Source organism: Rhodococcus sp. PvR099 (assembly GCF_017833315.1).
In the GTDB taxonomy this organism is placed as follows: domain Bacteria; phylum Actinomycetota; class Actinomycetes; order Mycobacteriales; family Mycobacteriaceae; genus Rhodococcus_G; species Rhodococcus_G oryzae.
In genome coordinates this window covers 2,729,555-2,749,067 of the sequence record NZ_JAFIBV010000001.1, presented here as the reverse complement: position 1 = coordinate 2,749,067, position 19,513 = coordinate 2,729,555, and the positions used below count along the sequence as shown (strand labels likewise).

The 19,513-nt window shown below is 70.6% G+C and carries 18 protein-coding genes; 11 read left to right on the top strand and 7 right to left on the bottom strand.

All coding sequences use genetic code 11. From position 1 onward, the window contains the following. Window positions 1-78 precede the first annotated feature (78 nt). From sucC to purH, 6 genes are all read left to right on the top strand, one after another. Complete coding sequence (gene sucC, locus JOE46_RS12495) at window positions 79-1,248, top strand: ADP-forming succinate--CoA ligase subunit beta (RefSeq protein ID WP_027500848.1); 1,170 nt, start codon at window positions 79-81, stop codon at window positions 1,246-1,248. 13 nt (window positions 1,249-1,261) lie between these two features. Then, a complete protein-coding gene (gene sucD / locus JOE46_RS12490) occupies window positions 1,262-2,176 on the top strand; it encodes a succinate--CoA ligase subunit alpha (RefSeq protein ID WP_097213968.1) in 915 nt (304 codons plus the stop codon). A 196-nt stretch (window positions 2,177-2,372) separates the two neighbouring features. Then, the gene (locus tag JOE46_RS12485; protein WP_097213969.1) at window positions 2,373-3,287 is read left to right on the top strand and encodes a DUF5336 domain-containing protein; all 915 of its coding nucleotides are present in this window, start codon (window positions 2,373-2,375) and stop codon (window positions 3,285-3,287) included. 107 nt (window positions 3,288-3,394) lie between these two features. Next, the gene (locus JOE46_RS12480) at window positions 3,395-4,903 is read left to right on the top strand and encodes a DUF6350 family protein (RefSeq protein WP_219912807.1); all 1,509 of its coding nucleotides are present in this window, start codon (window positions 3,395-3,397) and stop codon (window positions 4,901-4,903) included. A gap of 56 nt (window positions 4,904-4,959) precedes the next feature. Then, window positions 4,960-5,601 (top strand): phosphoribosylglycinamide formyltransferase, encoded by a 642-nt coding sequence (purN, locus tag JOE46_RS12475; RefSeq protein ID WP_077042660.1) that lies wholly within the window; start codon window positions 4,960-4,962, stop codon window positions 5,599-5,601. Next, window positions 5,598-7,151, top strand: a complete 1,554-nt coding sequence (gene purH / locus JOE46_RS12470) for a bifunctional phosphoribosylaminoimidazolecarboxamide formyltransferase/IMP cyclohydrolase (RefSeq protein ID WP_097213970.1) — start codon at window positions 5,598-5,600, stop codon at window positions 7,149-7,151. The genes purN and purH overlap by 4 nt, the downstream gene beginning before the upstream one ends. A 118-nt stretch (window positions 7,152-7,269) precedes the next feature. Here purH and JOE46_RS12465 read toward each other — a convergent pair whose 3' ends face one another. Together JOE46_RS12465 and JOE46_RS12460 are read right to left on the bottom strand one after the other, a co-directional pair. Beyond that, window positions 7,270-7,461 (bottom strand): hypothetical protein, encoded by a 192-nt coding sequence (locus tag JOE46_RS12465; RefSeq protein ID WP_027500842.1) that lies wholly within the window; start codon window positions 7,459-7,461, stop codon window positions 7,270-7,272. A 333-nt stretch (window positions 7,462-7,794) separates the two neighbouring features. After that, a complete protein-coding gene (locus tag JOE46_RS12460) occupies window positions 7,795-8,664 on the bottom strand; it encodes an endonuclease domain-containing protein (RefSeq protein WP_209927406.1) in 870 nt (289 codons plus the stop codon). 233 nt (window positions 8,665-8,897) lie between these two features. Between JOE46_RS12460 and JOE46_RS12455 the strand changes: the two genes are divergently transcribed. Continuing rightward, complete coding sequence (locus JOE46_RS12455; protein ID WP_209927404.1) at window positions 8,898-9,404, top strand: DUF2004 domain-containing protein; 507 nt, start codon at window positions 8,898-8,900, stop codon at window positions 9,402-9,404. Window positions 9,405-9,452: 48 nt separating this feature from the next. On the opposite strand, the gene JOE46_RS12450 is transcribed toward JOE46_RS12455, so the two are convergent. Continuing rightward, a complete protein-coding gene (locus tag JOE46_RS12450; RefSeq protein WP_209927402.1) occupies window positions 9,453-10,418 on the bottom strand; it encodes a S9 family peptidase in 966 nt (321 codons plus the stop codon). A gap of 130 nt (window positions 10,419-10,548) precedes the next feature. Here JOE46_RS12450 and JOE46_RS12445 point away from each other — a divergent pair, with 130 nt between their 5' ends. Both JOE46_RS12445 and JOE46_RS12440 read left to right on the top strand, forming a co-directional pair. Beyond that, window positions 10,549-11,745 (top strand): helix-turn-helix domain-containing protein, encoded by a 1,197-nt coding sequence (locus tag JOE46_RS12445; RefSeq protein ID WP_209927400.1) that lies wholly within the window; start codon window positions 10,549-10,551, stop codon window positions 11,743-11,745. Between the two features lie 203 nt (window positions 11,746-11,948). Then, window positions 11,949-12,809 (top strand): acetylxylan esterase, encoded by an 861-nt coding sequence (locus JOE46_RS12440; RefSeq protein ID WP_209927398.1) that lies wholly within the window; start codon window positions 11,949-11,951, stop codon window positions 12,807-12,809. Window positions 12,810-12,839: 30 nt separating this feature from the next. On the opposite strand, the gene JOE46_RS12435 is transcribed toward JOE46_RS12440, so the two are convergent. Genes JOE46_RS12435 through JOE46_RS12425 form a run of 3 tightly spaced genes read right to left on the bottom strand, consistent with a single transcriptional unit; the run spans window position 12,840 to window position 15,414 of the window. Continuing rightward, the gene (locus JOE46_RS12435; RefSeq protein ID WP_209927396.1) at window positions 12,840-13,412 is read right to left on the bottom strand and encodes a DUF4126 domain-containing protein; all 573 of its coding nucleotides are present in this window, start codon (window positions 13,410-13,412) and stop codon (window positions 12,840-12,842) included. A 47-nt stretch (window positions 13,413-13,459) separates the two neighbouring features. After that, a complete protein-coding gene (gene mctP / locus JOE46_RS12430; RefSeq protein ID WP_307861284.1) occupies window positions 13,460-15,124 on the bottom strand; it encodes a monocarboxylate uptake permease MctP in 1,665 nt (554 codons plus the stop codon). Further along, window positions 15,121-15,414, bottom strand: a complete 294-nt coding sequence (locus JOE46_RS12425; protein WP_097213978.1) for a DUF3311 domain-containing protein — start codon at window positions 15,412-15,414, stop codon at window positions 15,121-15,123. Before JOE46_RS12425 ends, mctP begins: the two co-directional genes overlap by 4 nt. 195 nt (window positions 15,415-15,609) lie before the next feature. Here JOE46_RS12425 and JOE46_RS12420 point away from each other — a divergent pair, with 195 nt between their 5' ends. Beyond that, entirely contained in the window at window positions 15,610-16,995 is a 1,386-nt protein-coding gene (locus JOE46_RS12420; protein ID WP_097213979.1) for a sigma 54-interacting transcriptional regulator, read from the top strand. Continuing rightward, the gene (locus tag JOE46_RS12415; RefSeq protein WP_245221036.1) at window positions 16,992-19,004 is read left to right on the top strand and encodes a VWA domain-containing protein; all 2,013 of its coding nucleotides are present in this window, start codon (window positions 16,992-16,994) and stop codon (window positions 19,002-19,004) included. Before JOE46_RS12420 ends, JOE46_RS12415 begins: the two co-directional genes overlap by 4 nt. 15 nt (window positions 19,005-19,019) lie before the next feature. On the opposite strand, the gene JOE46_RS12410 is transcribed toward JOE46_RS12415, so the two are convergent. Next, the gene (locus tag JOE46_RS12410) at window positions 19,020-19,481 is read right to left on the bottom strand and encodes a hypothetical protein (RefSeq protein WP_097213980.1); all 462 of its coding nucleotides are present in this window, start codon (window positions 19,479-19,481) and stop codon (window positions 19,020-19,022) included. Between the last annotated feature and the right edge of the window lie 32 nt (window positions 19,482-19,513).

The following is a 19,513-nucleotide window of genomic DNA, read 5'->3' as shown; positions in this document are numbered from 1 at the left end:
GATTCAACTAGATAAAGTCCGGGACGGACCCGCTCTTACCCCTCGAGCGGGCGTCAACACTGACGAGACGGTGAGCAGATGGATCTCTTCGAATACCAGGCGAAGGAACTCTTCGCCAAGCACGGCGTGCCCACGTCGGCAGGACGTGTTACCGACACTGTCGCCGGCGCACGTGAGATTGCCGAGGAAATCGGCAAGCCCGTGATGATCAAGGCGCAGGTCAAGGTCGGAGGCCGTGGCAAGGCCGGCGGCGTGAAGTACTCCGCCGACGTCGACGCGGCTGTCGCGAACGCCGAGTCCATCCTCGGGCTCGACATCAAGGGACACGTCGTCAAGAAGCTGCTGGTCGCAGAGGCGAGTGACATCGCCGAGGAGTACTACATCTCCTTCCTGCTCGACCGCACGAACCGCACCTACCTGGCCATGTGCTCGGTCGAGGGTGGCGTCGAGATCGAGGTCACCGCCGAGGAGAACCCCGACGCCCTCGCGAAGATCCCGGTGGACGCCGTCAAGGGTGTCGACCTCGCGTTCGCGCGCAGCATCGCCGAGGCGGGCAAGCTCCCGGCCGAGGTACTCGACGCCGCGGCCGTGACCATCCAGAAGCTCTGGGAGGTCTTCATCAAGGAGGACGCGCTCCTCGTCGAGGTCAACCCCCTCGTGCGCACCCCCGATGACCAGATCCTGGCCCTCGACGGCAAGGTCACCCTTGACGAGAACGCCGGCTTCCGTCAGCCCGGCCACGAGGCCTTCGAGGACCGGGACGCCACCGATCCCCTCGAGCTCAAGGCCAAGGAGAACGACCTCAACTACGTCAAGCTCGACGGCTCCGTCGGCATCATCGGCAACGGCGCGGGTCTGGTCATGTCCACCCTCGACGTGGTCGCGTACGCGGGGGAGAAGCACGGCAACGTCAAGCCGGCCAACTTCCTCGACATCGGTGGCGGCGCCTCGGCGGCCGTCATGGCCGCCGGCCTCGACGTCATCCTGAACGACGCCCAGGTCAAGAGCGTCTTCGTCAACGTCTTCGGCGGCATCACCGCCTGTGACGCGGTCGCCAACGGCATCGTCGGCGCCCTGCAGACCCTGGGCGACGAGGCCAACAAGCCGCTCGTCGTGCGCCTGGACGGCAACAACGTCGAAGAGGGTCGTCGCATCCTCGCCGAGGCCAACCACCCGCTGGTGACCGTCGTCGCCACCATGGACGAGGCCGCCGACAAGGCCGCCGAACTCGCCTTCGCAGCGAAGTAAAGGGACTAGAACAATGGCAATCTTCCTGACCAAGGACTCCAAGGTCATCGTCCAGGGCATCACCGGCGGCGAGGGCACCAAGCACACCGCCCTGATGCTCAAGGCGGGCACCCAGGTCGTCGGCGGCGTCAACGCCCGCAAGGCCGGCACCACCGTCTCGCACACCGCCGCCGACGGTTCCGCCGTCGAGCTGCCGGTCTACGCGACCGTCGCCGAGGCCATGGAGAAGACCGGTGCGGACGTCTCCATCGCGTTCGTCCCCCCTGCCTTCTCCAAGGACGCCATCGTCGAGGCCATCGATGCGGAGATCCCGCTCCTCGTGGTCATCACCGAGGGCATCCCGGTGCAGGACTCCGCGTTCGCGTGGGCCTACAACGTCGAGAAGGGCAACAAGACCCGGATCATCGGCCCCAACTGCCCCGGCATCATCACTCCGGGGGAGGCGCTGGTCGGCATCACCCCGGCCAACATCTCCGGCAAGGGCCCGGTCGGCCTGGTGTCCAAGTCCGGCACCCTGACCTACCAGATGATGTTCGAGCTCCGTGAGTACGGCTTCTCGACCGCCATCGGCATCGGCGGCGACCCGGTCATCGGCACCACTCACATCGACGCCATCGAGGCGTTCGAGAAGGACCCCGAGACCAAGATCATCGTGATGATCGGCGAGATCGGCGGCGACGCCGAGGAGCGTGCGGCCGACTACATCAAGGCCAACGTCACCAAGCCGGTCGTCGGCTACGTCGCGGGCTTCACCGCCCCCGAGGGCAAGACCATGGGCCACGCAGGCGCCATCGTCTCCGGCTCCTCGGGCACCGCGCAGGCCAAGAAGGACGCCCTCGAGGCGGCAGGCGTCAAGGTCGGCAAGACGCCGTCCGAGACCGCCGCTCTCGCGCGCGAGATCCTGCAGAGCCTGGTCGTCGAGGCCTGAGTGAACTGAGCGGCTGACGCCGCTCCGGTCTCACCGAACGAGGGGCACCTGCCCGCGCTCACCGCGCGGGAAGGTGCCCCTCGTTCTTTCGTCCGACGGGCGGGCGCCGCGGGCTCAGGGTTCACACAGAGAAATGCGCTAGCGTTCATTGAGGAATTGACCAGTCGCACAATGCAGACCCTCCCTAGGAGATGTCATGACTTTCACGCCTGCGGGGTCCGGTTACGGTCCGGGCGAGCCGCCGTCCGGGGGACTCGGGTCGAAGGGCCTGCCCTATCTGCTCACCCTCGGCGTCCTTGGGCTCGCCATCATCAACTTCCTGCTGGGGTTCGCCCCGTTCGCGAAGGTGACCACCTTCGGTGACGAGACCCTGACGCAGAGCTCCTTCGAGGCCGGCTACCCGATCCTGGCGCTGGCCTTCCTGCTCTTCGGTGGGCTGCTGGCCGGCCTGTCGCTGCTGCCCGAGCAGCCGTACAAGGGCGCGGCGGCGGCCGCGTCGGTGGTGGGATTCCTCATCGCGTTGTTCTTCATGTTCAGCCTGTCCGAGGGCGTCTCGCTGGCCGTCGGCGGTATCACCGGCCTGATCCTGGCGTTCGTCCAGGCCGCGGTCGCGGTGGCGGTGCTGCTGTTCTCGCTCGGCATGCTCAAGGTGCCCGCCCCGAAGCCGGCCGGCTACGCGCCCCAGGGTTACCCGCAGGGCTACGGCCAGCCGCCGCAGGGGTACGGCCAGCAGCAGGCGCCCGGCCAGCCATACGGCCAGGCGCCCCAGGGCTACGGACAGCCGCAGGCACCCGGTCAGCCGCAGCCGCAGGGCCAGCCGCAGGCGCAGCCCGGCTACGGACAGCCGCAGCCCGGTTACGGCCAGCCGCAGCCGTATCCCGGTGGCTACGGTCAGCAGGGCTACGCGCAGCCGACGAACCCGTACGCACCGCCCGCGCCGCAGCAGGGCTACGGCCAGGCGCCGCAGGGCTACGGCCAGCCGCAGCAGTCCGGTCCGCAGGATGCCGCCACCGGCCCGGCACCGCAGTCGCCCGAGACCGCGGCTACGGACGAAGGCACCGCCGCCCCAACCCAGGCCTTCGGATCGGCCCCGAAACGGGACGCGGACTAGCGACACCCGCGCTCGACGCCCCCCGGTGAGCCGGGGGGCGTCGTCGTGTCCGGACCTGTCGGCGCGCCTGGCAGACCGTCCCCAAGACAGATGTCACCCTCGAGGAGATGAGTTCCTTGCGCAGCAGCGACACCCTCCGCCGTCCGAGCAGACGGCGGACACCGGCGGCACCGAGGCCGACGCCGAACCCCGAGCAGATCCGCACCCTGCTCGCGGTGGCATTGCGGCCCGCGCTGGTCGCGCTGGCGCTGATCGCCGCGTGCATCCTCGTGACGCTGGTCGCGGCGAACAGCGATCTCACCGGGACAAGCGGCGCCATCGCGGCGAGCTGGCTGGCCGTGCACCAGGTGCAGCTCACCATCGGCGGCGCCTCGCTCGGCGTGCTGCCGTTGGTCCCGACCATCCTGATGATCTGGTCGGTCGCGCGCGGCTGCGCGCACGCAGTCACAGAGCAGACCCCGCGACACGAACAACTCTGGGTACTCGGCGCCGCGCTCGCCGGTCCGTTGCTGGTCACCGCGCTGGCGCTGGCCGTGATCAAGGACGCGTCGTCGGTGATCGCGCTGGCCCCGCCCAACGCGCTGGCCGCCTTCGGCTGGGTGCTGGGCGTGCACCTGATCGGCGCGGGCATCGGGATGGGCAGCAAGCTGTGGCGCCCGATCTGTGCCCGGCTCGGCGTACCGGAGTGGGTGCGCGCGTCCGCCAGGCCCGCGCTGCGGGTCGGGTTGGCGCTGCTGGCGTCCGGTGCGGCCCTGACCGCGGTGGCGCTGATCTCGTCGTGGGCCGAGGTGGGCGAGCTGCTCGAGGCCGGTGACGGCTTCGGCGGCGCGCTCGGCCTCACCCTGCTCTCGATCCTGTATCTGCCGAACCTCGCGGTCGGCAGCGCGGCGATGCTGGTCGGGTCGACCGCGCACCTCGGCGACGCGTCGCTGAGCGTGTTCACCGTCGTCGGCGGGCCGCTGCCTGCGCTGCCCCTGCTCGGGGCGGTGCCCGCGGGGCCGAGCGGTGGCGGCTGGCCGGCCCTGTTGCTGATCCCCGCGGTCCTCGGCATCCAGCTCGGACGGGACTGCGCGCACCGCGCGGGCGGTCCGGCGGTGGCGGTGCGCAAGGTGCTGGTCGCGGCCGCCGCGGCGGCCCTGGCGCTGGGTCTGCTCGGGTTCGCCGCGGGCGGGGAGCTCGGTTCCTTCGGGACGGTCGGGGTGGACCTCGTGACGTTCACCGGGCTGTCCTTCGCCTGGTTCGCGGTGTTCGGTTCGCTGACCGCGCTGGTCGTGGCCAAGCGCGGGGGTGCAGTCCGGGAGCCGTCGAAGCCCGCCGAACAGCCCGATCCGCCGCGGACCTACACACTGGCCGCTCGAATGCTCGACCGCCCGGTGCCGGAACCGGTGAAGGAGCTGCCGGGTGCCTCGTACATCGAGGGCGAGGTGGTGGTCGAGGCCGAGGTGGTCGACCCCGGTGGCGACCCGGTCGCGGCCGCGAGCGATCCGGTGGTCGCGTCCACCGACGCGGTCGATGCCGAGATCGACGAGGCGGTGGTGGACGCCGAGGTGGCGGACGTCACGTCCGATGCGGCCGAAGCAGACCTGCCCGACAGCACCCGGACCAGCAGCGACTAGGATTCTTCCCGGCCGGGGCACACTCCGGTCGCCGGCCCGCACACAGGAGTAGAGCGCTGACTGCCTCGCGTGAGTACTTCCGCCCCGGCTCGACCGAGCCGGTCCGAGTCGTGGTCCTCGCTTCCGGTACCGGGAGCCTGCTGCAGTCGCTGATCGCGGCCGCCGTCGACGACTACCCCGCCCGCATCGTCGCGGTCGGGGTCGACCGCGACTGCGACGCTGCCGGGCACGCGGAGGCCGCTGGCATCCCCGCCTTCCGGGTGGGACTGCGCGACCACGCCGACAGGGCCGCATGGGACCGGGCGCTGACCAAGGCGACGGATGCGCACCAGCCGGACCTCATCGTCTCGGCCGGGTTCATGAAGATCCTCGGCCCCGAGTTCCTCGACCGCTTCGGCGGCCGCATCATCAATACCCATCCCGCCCTGCTGCCCTCGTTCCCCGGCGCGCACGCGGTGCCCGATGCCCTGGCCTACGGCGTGAAGATCACCGGTTCGACCGTGCACCTGGTCGATGCCGGGGTCGACACCGGACCGATCCTGGCCCAGGAGCCCGTGCCCGTGCTCGAGTCCGACGACGAGTCGAGCCTGCACGAGCGGATCAAAACGGTGGAACGGCGACTGCTGGCGGAGGTTCTCGCCGCCGTCGCCACCCGAGGTGTTATTTCCGATGGACGAAAGGCCGTGATCCCGAAGTGACCGAACGTAAGGCTGTGCGCCGCGCATTGGTGAGCGTCTACGACAAGACCGGCCTCGTGGAACTGGCCACCGGGCTGCACCAGGCCGGGGTCGAGCTGGTCTCCACCGGCTCAACGGCCTCGAAGATCGCCGATGCCGGCATCCCGGTCACCAAGGTCGAGGACCTGACCGGCTTCCCGGAGACGCTCGACGGTCGCGTCAAGACCCTGCACCCGCGCGTGCACGCCGGCATCCTCGCCGACACCCGCAAGGACGAGCACCTCGATCAGCTGGTCGAGCTGGGCGTCGAGGCGTTCCAGCTGGTGGTCGTGAACCTGTACCCGTTCACCGCCACCGTCGCATCCGGCGCCACCCCGGACGAGTGCGTCGAGCAGATCGACATCGGCGGTCCGTCGATGGTGCGCGCCGCGGCCAAGAACCACCCTTCGGTCGCGGTCGTCGTGGACCCGGGCAAGTACGAGGACGTGCTCGCCGCGATCTCGGCGGGCGGGTTCACCATGGCCGAGCGCACTTCCCTTGCCGCGCAGGCGTTCCAGCACACCGCGTCCTACGACGTCGCGGTCGCCGGCTGGATGACCTCGACCCTCGTCGAGTCCGATTCGCAGTTCCCCGAGTGGGCAGGCGCGAGCTGGAACCGCACCGCGGTCCTGCGTTACGGCGAGAACCCGCACCAGGCCGCGGCGCTGTACGAGGACCCGGCTGCCCCCGCCGGACTCGCACAGGCGAAGCAGTTGCACGGCAAGGAGATGTCGTACAACAACTACACCGACGGTGACGCCGCGTGGCGCGCCGCCTTCGACCACGCCGAGCCCGCGGTCGCGATCATCAAGCACGCCAACCCCTGCGGCATCGCCGTGGGTGCGGACATCGCCGAGGCGCACCGCAAGGCGCACGCCTGCGATCCGGTCAGCGCGTTCGGTGGCGTCATCGCCGCGAACCGCGAGGTGACCGTCGAGATGGCCGAGCAGGTCGCCGAGATCTTCACCGAGGTCGTGATCGCGCCCTCCTACGCCCCCGGTGCAGTCGAGGTGCTGGCCCGCAAGAAGAACGTGCGGGTGCTCGAGGCCGCGGTTCCGAACGCGACCGGCGTGGAGCTGCGTCCGATCTCCGGCGGCGCGCTGCTGCAGGAGCGGGACGTGCTCGACGCCGAGGGCGACGACTCGGCCAACTGGACCCTGGTCACCGGTGACGCGGCCGACGCCGCGACCATGAAGGATCTCGAATTCGCTTGGCGCGCATGCCGCGCCGTCAAGTCGAACGCGATCCTGCTCGCCCACGACGGCGCTTCGGTCGGCGTCGGCATGGGTCAGGTCAACCGCGTCGACTCGGCGCACCTGGCCGTGCAGCGCGCGGGGGACCGGGTCGCCGGTTCGGTGGGCGCCTCCGACGCGTTCTTCCCGTTCCCGGACGGCTTCCAGGTGCTCGCGACCGCTGGCGTCAAGGCGGTCGTGCAGCCGGGCGGTTCGGTTCGCGACAACGAGGTGATCGAGGCCGCTCGCGAGGCAGGCGTCACGATGTACCTGACCGGGGCGCGCCACTTCGCGCACTGAGGTTCTTCTCGCGCACTGAGGTTCTGACGAAAGGTGCACGCTCGCTTCCCGCCGAGTGTGCACCTTTCGTCGTTCCTACCCGGGCGATGCCCCGGTAGCTGCACACTCGACGCGGTCGTCAGGCGGCCGACCCGGAGATCACGATCCGGGCGGCGCCGCGGTCGAGCAGCTCGCGGGCCAGGTCGGTCGCGGCCGCGCGCTGGGCGGCGTCGGTGTGGGACAGGTCGAGGGTGACCGCGTGGCCGGTGAGGTCGGCGGGAAGGGAGGTCAGCGGCGGTGCCGTGGACAGTTGGCTGATACGAAGCTTCATGGGATTTCCTTGCTGTTGAAATGCTGGGGGTAGTAAAAGAAACGGCACCCGGGCGTGTGCCCTGGGTGCCGAGAACGGATCCGCTACGTCAGGATCGTTCTCGGGATACGCGCTTGGCCGACATGTGGCACTGCCACGCGGGTACGGCGCTGAGGTGCGCGTAATGCGTCATTGTGGCCGTCCCTTCGGTCTAGGCGTCGTTGGTTAGGCGAGAACGCTACAGCACGCCGGCGGCCAGCGCATCTCGGATTCCCGCGCCTGGGCCGCCGAGAGTGCATCTGCCGGTGCATCGGCCGAGATGGGACGACGGAATCTGCACACTCGACGGGGTGGTCAGACCGGGGCGCCCGCCTCCCACAGCGCGGCACGGGCGCGCTTGGCGACCGTGTGCGGACGCAGTCGCAGCTGCGCGGAACCGACGCGGACCACCCGCCACCCGAGGTTCGCCAGCAGTTCGAGTCGCTCGACATCCCACGCGCGTTGGCTCTCGTCGGTCCAGTGCTGCTCGCCGTCGTATTCCACGAGAACCTTCCAGCGTTCCCATCCCATGTCCGACCGCGCGACGACGCGGCCTCGCCCGTCCCGGACGACGATCTGCGTCGACGGGCGCGGCAACCCGCCGTCGATCAGCAGCAGCCGGGTTCGGGTCTCCTGCGGCGACTCCGCGCCGCCGTCGACGAGTTCGAGGACATGACGGAGCTGGATGATTCCCCTTGCCCCGCTGTGATTCTCGGCGACCGCACGGATCTCCTCGGGCTTCGTGTCGGTGGCGTTGCAGAGTGCGTCGAGCATCTCGACCGCGCGGTCGAACGGCAGCCGACGGCCGAGGTCGTAGCCGGTGCGGGCCGGGGTCGACGCGAGCCACCCACCGGCGAGGCAGATCTCGTCCGGACCCAGTGCGTCACCGTGGATCAGCACTCCCGACGTGCTGCGCCTGCTGCCCGTCCGGAACAGCTCCGCGCGGGTGCCCGGGTCGATCCATTTGGTGCCGTGCACCGCCGCGGCGGACATCCCGGCGAGGATCCCGTCCTCGCCGGCCCAGAGCGCCGCGGCCCGCGCGCGGAGGATCGCGTCGATCCCGATTCCCTTGGCGATGTACACATCTCGGTGGATCCGGTGGAAGTTCAGGCGTAGTTGCCGGTCGGTCACAGTGCCGACCGCCACGGCCTCGCTGCCCGAGAACGGTTCGTCGAATTCCCCCATCCGTCGAGACTGGCCGATGGGTCACGGCTCCGACAGGGTCCGCGGCGATCTGTGGAGAACCGATTCGGTTGTCCACAGATCGGCCGAGAGTGCAGTTGTCGGGACATCGCTCGGGTAGGCGCGACGGCAGCTGCACGCTCGGCGACGGCCGCGGGCCCGAGACGGCCGCGGGCCCGAGACGGCCGCGGGCCCGGGACGCCCGCTGCCCGGGACAACTAGGGCATGCTTGCGGGATGCAGGTGACAATTCATTCGGAGTCGGTGGGTCCGCTGTCGTTGGACACCGAAACCGGATTTGCTGACGAGGTCACCATTCGAACGCCGAACGGTGCTGTGCCCGTGTGGTTGAGCATCTTCGAGAGTGTCTCTCGGAACGGCGAGCTCCTGGGTGAGACGGGTGTCCTCATCGACGCGTTCCCCGAGTTGGTCGGCAAGGCGCGCAAGCTCCTCGTGGAGGATCTCGGCACGGGGACGCAGGTCGCCCAGTTCGTGGAGTTCCACACGGACGAGCTCGACCTTCCCGAGGTTCGGAAAGCGCACGAGGCGTATCGAGGTCAACGCGCGACGGCGGACGAGCTGGTGGCTCTCCTGGACCCGAAGGCGTTCGTCTTGTCTGTGGGCGAGGGTGGCGGACTGGTGAGCTGGATCGACTTCACGCTGTCGCCGGATGATTCCGATCAACTCCTGGTCGTTCGCTTCGATTCGGACCGGCATGCCACGAACATCTCGTGGGAGAGCTGACGAGATCGATCTCGCGTCCAACCAGTCGAACAGGTCGGGAGACGTGGCCTAGAGCCCGGCGAGCCAGTTCCGGAACCCGGCGGTGAACTCCGCTGAGTAGGGCAGGTCCTCGATGTAGTCGGCGCCGGTCGAGTCCCGCTCGCCGATCTCCTTGAGCACGTGATTGGCCGTGGTCATCCGCACCGATGTCAACGCTGCGGCGGCCAGCGCCACGTCCAGCGCGTCCACGTCGGCGTCCGCGACCTGGGTGTCCCGCGCCGAGCAACTGGTCAGCACCCGCAGTCCCGCGGGCAGCGCGCCCGCCAGCACGCGCGGGTCGAGCGCGTCCTCCTCGGCGAGCGCCTTGGCGTTGACCGGCACGAACCCGGCCATCCGCAGCGGCTCGGGCAGGTCGTCGGGGAGGGTACCGTCGGCGCGCAACGACTCGACGGCCTCGGTCAGCGCGGTGCGCAGCTCGTCGGCCAGCTCGAGCGGGAGCGCCCCGGCGCCGAGGGCGCCGTCCACCTGCGCGTTGATCTGCCGGGTCAGCAGGTCCAGCAGCCGGACCGCGAGCGGCTCGAGCAGGCCGAGTCCGGCGAGGGCAGGGGCGTCGTCCGCGACGGCGAGGGCGAGCCCGACCAGAGCGCCCTCGCTGTGCCCGACCACCAGCAGCCGGTCCGCATCGACATCTGGTTGCGCCGCAAGGTAATCCAGCCCGTCGGCGGCCGCGTCCACGAAGGTGGAGAAGCCGAGCCCCGCGACGTCCTCGACCTCGTACGGCCCCAGTCCGGTCTCCCCGCTGCCGAGCTTGTCGTAGCGCAGGCTCGCGAAGCCGGCGTCCGCCATCGTGTCGGCCAGGAAGCGGAGGGTGCCGATGGACCCGGGCATCAGGGCGCTGTCCCCGTTGCGGTCGGTCGGCCCGCTGCCGGCGAGGAGCAGCGCCGCGGGCACCGGGCCCGACACGCCGTCGGGGAGCCGCAGGCTGCCGTGCAGGGTGACGTCGCCGCTGGCAAAGGTGATCTCGGTGTCGGCCATGGCCCACTGTCTACCAGAGCGGGGGGCCGGGGAACGAGCCCGTCGGCGCCGCCCCGCGGGCTACCATCCTGCTCATCGCGCACCGTGCCTGCGGCCGCGGGATGGTCTCGCGGAGAAGGGCGGCGGCTGGGTGCGCGACGGGGACAACGCCTCACACATCCTGACCGCGGTGGCGCGACCGCTCTCGGGGCGACTGCCCGCGATCGCCGCGGGGCTGGCCGAGCAGATCCTCGCCGAGGACGGCGCCTACGCCGCGTTGGTCGCCCCCGCGGAGCTGCGGGACACGATCCTGCACAACCTCGGCCAGGCCATGACCTCGATGCTGGATCGCTCCGAGGATCGTCCCGTCGACCTCTCCGACGCCGCCTGGACCGGCCGGACCCGGGCCGAGCAGGGCCTGCCGCTGTCCTCGCTGCAGGACGCGTACCGACGCGGCTGCCGGCTGCTCTGGCAGGCCATGATCGAGACGGTGGCCGAGGAGTATCCGGCCTCGCTGCCCGACCTCCTGCCGTGCGTGGGCGACCTGTGGGACATCGTCGACCTCCTCGTCGGCGCGGTCGCCGATGCCTACCATGAGGCGGAATCCGAGCGCCTGGCGCGGGACGGCGAGCGGCGGAACGCCGTGCTCGACGTCCTGCTCGGCGGGCCGGGAGCCGACTTCCCCGTCGGCGGGGGAGCGGGCCTCGTCGCGGAGGCGTCGGCGTTTCTTGGGCTGGCCGAGCGCGGCCGCTACGCGGTGGCCGTGGTGCGGTCGGTCGGGCGGGGTGCCGGTCTGCCCCGGGACCGGGGCTACTCGGCGACCGGGGGCTTCCACATCCTGTGGCGGATCCGCGCGGATCACGAGGTGGGGCTGATCTCGCTCGGGTCGGACGAGGTGGCCGAGCCCGCCAGGCTGCTGGAGGAACAGGGCGTGGCCGCCGGGATCAGCCCGGTGGTGGGTTCGCTGGCCGAGCTGGCCAGGGCCCGTTGGCTCGCCGAGATCGCGTTGCAGACCTGCGGGCCCGACACCGACGAGGTGGTGGTGCTCGATCGGCGGCTGCCGATCGCACTGGTCGCCGCCCAGCCGGATCTCGCGGAGCGACTCCGAACGGTGGTGCTGGGCCCGGTGCTCCGGTTGCCGCCGGTGGAACGCGACCTGCTGCTCGACACCGTCACCGCCTGGCTGGACGCGGGCGGCTCGGCTGCGGGCGCGGCCACGACGCTGTTCTGTCACCGCAACACCGTCCTGAACCGGTTGCGGCGGATCGAGGACCTCACCGCCCGATCCATCACCGACCCGCGCGCGATGATCGAGCTGGCGCTGGCTGTCGAGGCCGCTCGCCGATAGCCCGATCTGGGCAGCCGAGCCAGTGCAGGGGCCGCCCGATTGTGCTCGGGCACAAGGCCCGCGCGGAGATCGGATTTCGGCTGCACGTGTCGAGGGCGCGGCATAGCTTTCACGCCAGGAACTCCCCGTCACCGGCCCGGAGTCATGCTGTGCCGGTGCGCAACCCGCCCTCGGGCGACTATCGAAAGGGAAGGTGTTCGCGCATGCGCACTCGCACCTCCATCCTCCGCGCCTGGCTGGCCGCCGCCGTCACGGCCGCGGTCACCGCGGTGACACTGACGGCCGTCGCCGCGCCCGCGCAGGCCGAGGGCATCCCGAGCGTCGGGCGGAACTGGGCCGCGCCCGGTCCCTATACGCCGGAGGTCAGCATCGGTGCGGTGCACACGCTGTACTACCCGCAGAACATGGGGGCGCGCGGCGAGAAGCATCCCGTGGTCATCTGGGGCAACGGCACCGGGGTGCTCCCCGGCGCCTACACCCTGCTGCTGCGGCACTACGCAAGCCACGGCTTCATCGTGGTCGCGGCCAACACGCCCGCGAGCAACTTCGCGATCACCATGCGCAGCGGCATCGACCTCATCGAGAACCTCAACGCCGACCCCGCCAGCGTCTTCCACGGCAAGGTGGACCTGGACCGGGTCGGATCCGCGGGACACTCCCAGGGCGGATCGGGCGCGATCAACGCCGCCGTCGACCCCCGGGTGGACACCGTCGTCGCGATCCAGCCGGGACCGCTCAACGACGTCGATCTGATAGACGAGCCCGTGCTGTTCCTCGCCGGGCAGTTCGACGCGATCGTGTGGCCGATCCTGGTGAAGGGCATGTACAACGACGCCGACCACGTCCCGGCGGAGTACGCGGAACTGCGCGGCGCCACCCACTTCGGCACCGGCATCTCGGGCGGGGACATGCGCGCACCGTCCACGGCCTGGCTCCGGTACTGGCTGATGGACGACGCGAACGCCCGCGCCGAGTTCTTCGGTCCGAGCTGCGGCTTCTGCTCGGACAGCCGCCAGTTCTCCGACTTCAAGCGGAACGCGCTGGCCGGCCAGATCCCGGGCTGAGCCCCGGTGCGCCGGGTGCTGGGTACTGCCCTAAGAACGCAGCGCCCGCACCCGGCGCGCGCCGCCCTTCCATGCGAACCACAGCATCAGGCCCAGCACCAGCGGGGTGAGCAGGGGCAGCAGGAAGGCCACCAGCACCATGCCGAACGAGACGCCGTCCTCGATCACCGACAGCGCGGGGTTCGCGAGACCTCCGGTGGTCGCGGTGCTCACCGCGCGGGTTCCGGTCTGCGCCGCGCTGAACGCGAGCGCGGTGGGCGCGCCGACGATGATGCCCGCGATCACCGCGGTCGACGGGTCGAGGTCGGTGAACACCGCGCCCGCCGCGATGGCCGCCGCGATCGGCCTCGAGATGGTGCCGAACACCCCGAGTGCGTTGTCCACCAACGGGATCAGATCGGCGAGCAGCTCAGCGGCGGTGGCGGCGGCAAGGGCGACCAACGCGCCGGTCGACCCGACCCACGCGAAGCTCTCGCCGAGGGAGATGCCGAACAGCTCGAAGTGTGCGGCCGCGCTGAGCATCAGCAGCGGCAGGAAGGTGCGCAGGCCGGTGGCGGCGGCCAGTCCGAGTCCGAGCAGGGCGGGCAGCAGCCAGGTCTCCATGGGCAGAGTCTAGGAGTCTTCCGCGGCGTGCCCACCGGATTCATCCGTCACGGGCTGGGGGTGGCCTCCGTCGGGGTCGGCGGCAGCGGCGCGACCCGGGGATCGCCCGCGTCCGCGAAGTAGTCGCCCCTGATGGTCGCGTCCACCCCGTCCGGGGCCTTGACCGCCCGCATGACCAGCGTGAGCACCGCCGCGACGATGATGTTGACCACGAACGCCGTCAACGCGATGTAGCCCATCTGCGCGATGCCGGGGATCGAGGCTAGCGATCCGGCGAAATGCGCCGCGGTGGCGGACGAGACGTTGTACGCCGCGATCGTGCCGTACACCATGCCGACCGCCCATCCCGCGAGCAGCGCCCACCGATGGAACCAGCGGGTGTAGAGCCCGAACACGATGGCGGGGAACGTCTGCAGGATCCAGATGCCGCCAAGCAGCTGGAAGTTGATGGCGTTCTGCTTGTCGAGGGTCAGCACGAAGATCAGCGCGACGAACTTGACGAACAACGAGGTCAGTTTGCTGACCTTGGCCTCCTGCGCGGGTGTCGCGCCGGGCCTGAACCATTCGCGGTACACGTTGCGGGTGAACAGATTTGCGGCCGCGATGGACATGATCGCCGCGGGCACCAGCGCGCCGATCGCGATCGCCGAGAACGCGACCCCGGCGAACCAGGCGGGGAAGGCGTCCTCGAACAGCTGCGGGACCACCAGCTGCGCATTGGGTTTGCCGTCCAGCCCGATCGGCTTGGTGCCCGCGGCGATCGCCACCCAGCCGAGCAGGGCGAGCAGGCCCAGCAGGAACGTGTAGGCGGGCAGGATCGCGGCGTTGCGCCGAATGGTGTTGCGGGACTTCGACGACAGGGTGGCTGTGATCGAGTGCGGGTACATGAACAGTGCCAGGGCCGAGCCGAGCGCCAGTGTCGCGTAGGCCCAGTACTGCTGGCTGTTCGGGATGAATGTCCCGGTCGGTTTACCGGTGGCGGGATTCGGGGTGGCCATCTTCGCCTCGGCGGCGTCGAAGATGTGGCCCCAGCCGCCGTAGCGGGACGGCAGGTAGATCACAGCCACGATGATGACCAGGTAGATCAGCGTGTCCTTGACGAACGCGATGATCGCGGGCGCGCGCAGGCCCGACGAGTAGGTGTAGGCGGCCAGTACCGCGAACGCGATGAGCAGGGGCAGGTCTTTGGCGATCACGTTGTCCGCGCCGCCGATGCCGATGACCTCGAGCACGGCCTGGATGCCCACCAGCTGCAGCGCGATGTACGGCATGGTCGCGAGGATGCCGGTCAGCGCCATCGCCAGCGAGAGCCAGCGGGAGCCGTACCGGCCGCCGACGAAGTCTGCGGTGGTGACGTACCCGTGCCGGTGGCTCACCGACCACAGTCGCGACATGAAGACGAAGATGATCGGGTACACCACGATCGCGTACGGGATCGCGAAGAAGCCGCTCACCGAGCCGAGCGCGAACATCGCGGCAGGCACCGCGATGAAGGTGTACGCGGTGTAGATGTCGCCGCCGATCAGGAACCACGTCACCCAGGTGCCGAAGCTTCGGCCGCCGAGCCCCCACTCGTCGAGGGTCTGCAGGTTCGACGCCCGGCGCCAGCGCGAGGCCAGGAATCCCATCACCGTGACGAGCGTGAACAGGGCGATCAGGACGGCCAGGGCCACGCCGTTGACGCCGGTGTCGCTCGCGGCCAGCGTGGTCACCGGTCGGACCCGCCGTCGGTGACCTCGGGCGCGGGCCCCTCGGTCATCGGCCGGTGCGGGCGGGCCTTCAGCACGATCTTGTAGGCCGACCAGGTGGCGCCTGCGCAGAGGAACACCCACAGGAACTGGTACCAGAAGAAGAAGGGCACGCCGCCCAGTTCGGGGCCACTGCGCGCGTAGGTCGAGACCCACAGGATGGCGACGATCGGCAGCAGCAGCAGGACCACGGCGAGGGCCAGCAGGCGCTTGTTCGCAGGTGGGGTGGTGTCGTGATCGTGCTCCGCAGTCATGATGGGTACTCCGCATCTCGACGCGGCGGACTGCCGAGTGCAACCCGCACCCGCGGAAAACTACCCCTCGGTGTGCCGCGATGTCCGCGATCCGAGGTCTCGAATCGGCCACGCGGCACGCGGCGCGGTAGATGCCGATTTGGCCACACGCGTGCCGAATTCGCCGAACGCTCGTAGCGTGAAGTGGTGACTGCCATGGCCCCCGATGGTTTTCCGCGCACGGTCGGCGAACTTCGCGCGTCCGGACACGTGCTGCGACCGGTCCGGGACGAGATGCGAGAGAACCTGCTCGCGGCGCTGCGCGACGGCCGCGAGCCGTGGCCGGGGATCGTCGGTTTCGGCGACACGGTGCTGCCGCAGCTCGAGCGGGCCCTGATCGCCGGCCACGACGTCGTGCTGCTCGGCGAGCGTGGCCAGGGCAAGACCCGGCTGCTGCGGACCCTGCCGCTGCTGCTCGACGAGTGGACCCCGGTGATCGAGGGCTCGGAGCTGGGCGAGCACCCGTACGAGCCGATCACGCCCGCCTCGATCCGCCGCGCGGCCGCCATGGGGGACGAGCTGCCGGTGGCCTGGCGGCACCGCGACGAGCGCTACTCGGAGAAGCTCGCGACCCCGGACACCTCGGTGGCGGACCTGGTCGGCGACGTGGATCCGGTGAAGGTCGCCGAGGGCCGCAGCCTTGGCGACCCGGAGACCATCCACTTCGGGTTGGTCCCGCGCGCGCATCGCGGCATCGTCGGCATCAACGAGCTGCCCGACCTGGCCGAACGGATCCAGGTCTCGCTGCTGAACGTGATGGAGGAGCGCGACATCCAGGTGCGCGGATACACCCTGCGGCTGCCGCTGGACGTGGTCCTGGTGGCCAGCGCGAACCCGGAGGACTACACGAACCGCGGCCGCATCATCACCCCGCTGAAGGACCGCTTCGGCGCCGAGATCCGCACCCACTACCCGGCCGCGCTCGAGGACGAGATCGCGGTCATCGAGCAGGAGGCGCACCTGCGCGCCGAGGTGCCCGACCACCTCCTGGAGATCCTGGCCCGGTTCACCCGGCTGCTGCGCGAGTCCTCCTCCGTGGACCAGCGTTCGGGGGTGTCCGCCCGATTCGCGGTGGCAGGCGCCGAGACCGTCAGCGCGGCCGCGGTGCACCGCGGAGCGGTGCTCGGTGAGTCAGATCCGGTGGCGCGGCCGGTCGATCTGGGCACGGTGATCGAGGTGCTGCGCGGCAAGGTGGAGTTCGAGTCCGGCGAGGAGGGCCGCGAGTTGGACGTGCTCGAGCACCTGCTGCGCCGGGCGACCGCGGACACGGTGCGCGAGCGGCTCGGTGGCGTGGACCTGGCGCCCCTGGTGGCGGCGGTCGAGGCGGGCGGACCGGTGGTCACCGGCGACCGCGTTACCGCGAAGGACCTGCTCGGCGAGCTGCCCGAGATCGATGTGCTGGACGAGGTGGCCGAGCGCTTCGGTGCCGAGAGCACGGGGGCGCGGGCGTCCGCGGTGGAGCTGGCGTTGGAGGGGCTGTACCTGGCCCGCCGCATCGCGAAGTTCCCCGACGAAGACGGACAGCTGGTGTACAGCGGATGACCGAGCCGCCGCGGCCCGGTTCCCGGCGTCCCCGGTCAGGGGGCCGGGGTGATCCGCACCGGGCGCGGTACGGGCCGTACCAGGGTGGACCGGATCCGCTGCTCCCGCCGGTGGATCTCCGGGAGGCGCTGGAGGCGATCGGCAACGACGTGCTCGAGGGCGCGTCTCCCCGACGGGCGCTGCGGGAGCTGATGCGACGCGGCACCGCGGACACCCGCGGGCTCGACGACCTCGCGGCGCGGGCGAATCGGCGCAGGCGAGAGCTGTTGGAGCGCAATCATCTCGGTGGCACCCTCGACGAGGTCCGCGAGCTGTTGGAGCGTGCGCTGCTGGCCGAGCGCAAGGAGCTGGCGCGCGCGCTGGACGACGACGCCCGGTTCTCCGAACTGCAGCTCGACGAGCTGCCCTCGTCGACGGCCCAGGCCGTCCGGGACCTGTCGGAGTACCGCTGGCGCGACGCGTCGGCCCGCGAGGACTACGAGAAGATCCGCGAGCTGCTCGGGCGGGAGTTGCTCGATCAGCGGTTCGCGGGGATGAAGGAGGCCCTCGCCGGCGCGACCGACGAGGATCGTGACCGCATCGACGCGATGCTCCGCGACCTGAACGACCTGCTGGACAAGCACTCTCGCGGCGAGGACACCCAGTCCGACTTCGACGAGTTCATGGCGGAGCACGGCGACTACTTCCCGGAGAACCCGCGCAACACCGAGGAGCTGCTCGATTCGCTGGCGCGACGGGCCGCGGCTGCTCAGCGGCTGCGCAACTCGCTCACCACCGAGCAGCGTGCCGAGCTGGACGCGTTGGCGCAGCAGGCGTTCGGCAGCCCCAGCCTGATCGATCAGCTGGACCGCCTGGACGCGAACCTGCGGTCGGCTCGTCCCGGCGAGGACTGGGACGGCACCCAGCGCTTCCGCGGTGACGACGGGATGGGACTGGGGGAGGGGACGGGGGCCCTGGCGGACATTGCGGAGCTGGAGCAGCTCGCCGAGCAGCTCTCCCAGCAATACGCGGGCGCGCAGCTCGACGACATCGACCCGGAGGCCCTGGCCCGACAGCTCGGTGACGGCGCGGCGGCCGACGCCCGCACGCTGGCCGAGCTGGAGCAGGCGCTGCAGCGGCAGGGCTTCCTCGCCCGCGGGGCGGACGGCCAGTGGCGGCTCTCGCCGAAGGCCATGCGCGAGCTCGGGCAGTCGGCGTTCCGGGATGTGGCGCAGCGACTCTCGGGTCGGAGCGGCGAGCGCGACACCCAGCGGGCAGGCGCGACGGGGGAGCCGACGGGGGCCAGCCGGGGCTGGGAGTTCGGCGACACCGAGCCGTGGGACGTGACGCGGACGGTGACGAACGCGGTGCTCCGTGCGGCGCAGCAGGGGAATCCGCTGACTTCGGATCGGATTCAGCTGCAGGTCTCGGACGTCGAGATCGCCGAGACCGAGCAGCGCGTGCACGCCGCGGTCGCGCTGCTCGTCGACACCTCGTTCTCGATGGTGATGGACGGCAGGTGGGTGCCGATGAAGCGCACGGCCCTGGCGTTGAACCACCTGATCACCACGCGCTTTCGCGGCGACGACCTCCAGCTGATCGCGTTCGGCCGACTGGCGCAGCAGCTCACCCCGGCCGAGCTGGCGGGGCTCGACGGCGCCTGGGACCAGGGCACCAACCTCCACCACGCGTTGTTGCTCGCGGGCAGGCACCTACGGCGCAATCCGAACGCGCAACCAGTCGTCCTCATCGTCACGGATGGGGAACCGACGGCACACCTCGAACCGGACGGGCACGCTTTCTTCGACTATCCGCCGCACCCGAAGACGTTGGGGCTCACCGTCCGTGAGTTCGACAACCTCGCGCGGCTCGGCGCTGCGGTGACGATATTCCGGCTCGGCGACGATTCGGGACTGGCCAGGGTGGTCGACAAGATGGCGCAGCGGGTCGGCGGCCGGGTGGTGGCCCCGGACCTGGACGGGCTCGGTGCGGCGGTGGTCAGCGACTACATGCGCCTGCGTCGGCGCTGAACGGGTCGGTTGGCGCTAGCCGCTGATCACCTGTCGGTTGCCGAGAGGCGCGGCGAGCTGCACCTCGAGGGTGGCCTGCACCGCGATCATGACGCAGACCCGGTCCACCGCGTCCGCCCTGGTGCCGGTGCGCAACGCGATGGTGACGCCGGCGGCGGACTCGGTGACGGTGGCATCGGCGCCGTAGCACTCGGGGGCCCCGGCGGTGAAGTGCACGGCCACGCGGTCGCCTGCCTCGCCCACCACGGTGTAGGACTCGAAGGGGGTGGGGTGCGCATCGACGATGGTCGGGTCGGCCGTGAACATCATGCCGGGCTCGGCGTCGGGGTCGTTCACCGGCGCCGGCGCCGGGCTCGTCCCCTCGACGATCGGTGCCTGCGTGGTCACCGCGGGTGAGCTCGGGGCGGTTTCCGGGTCCGAGGAGGCGCAACCGGCCAGGGCCAGGCTCAGCAGGGCCGCGACGACGAGGGTGCGCATGAGCTCACCGTAACGCGCCGAGCGCGCTGGGC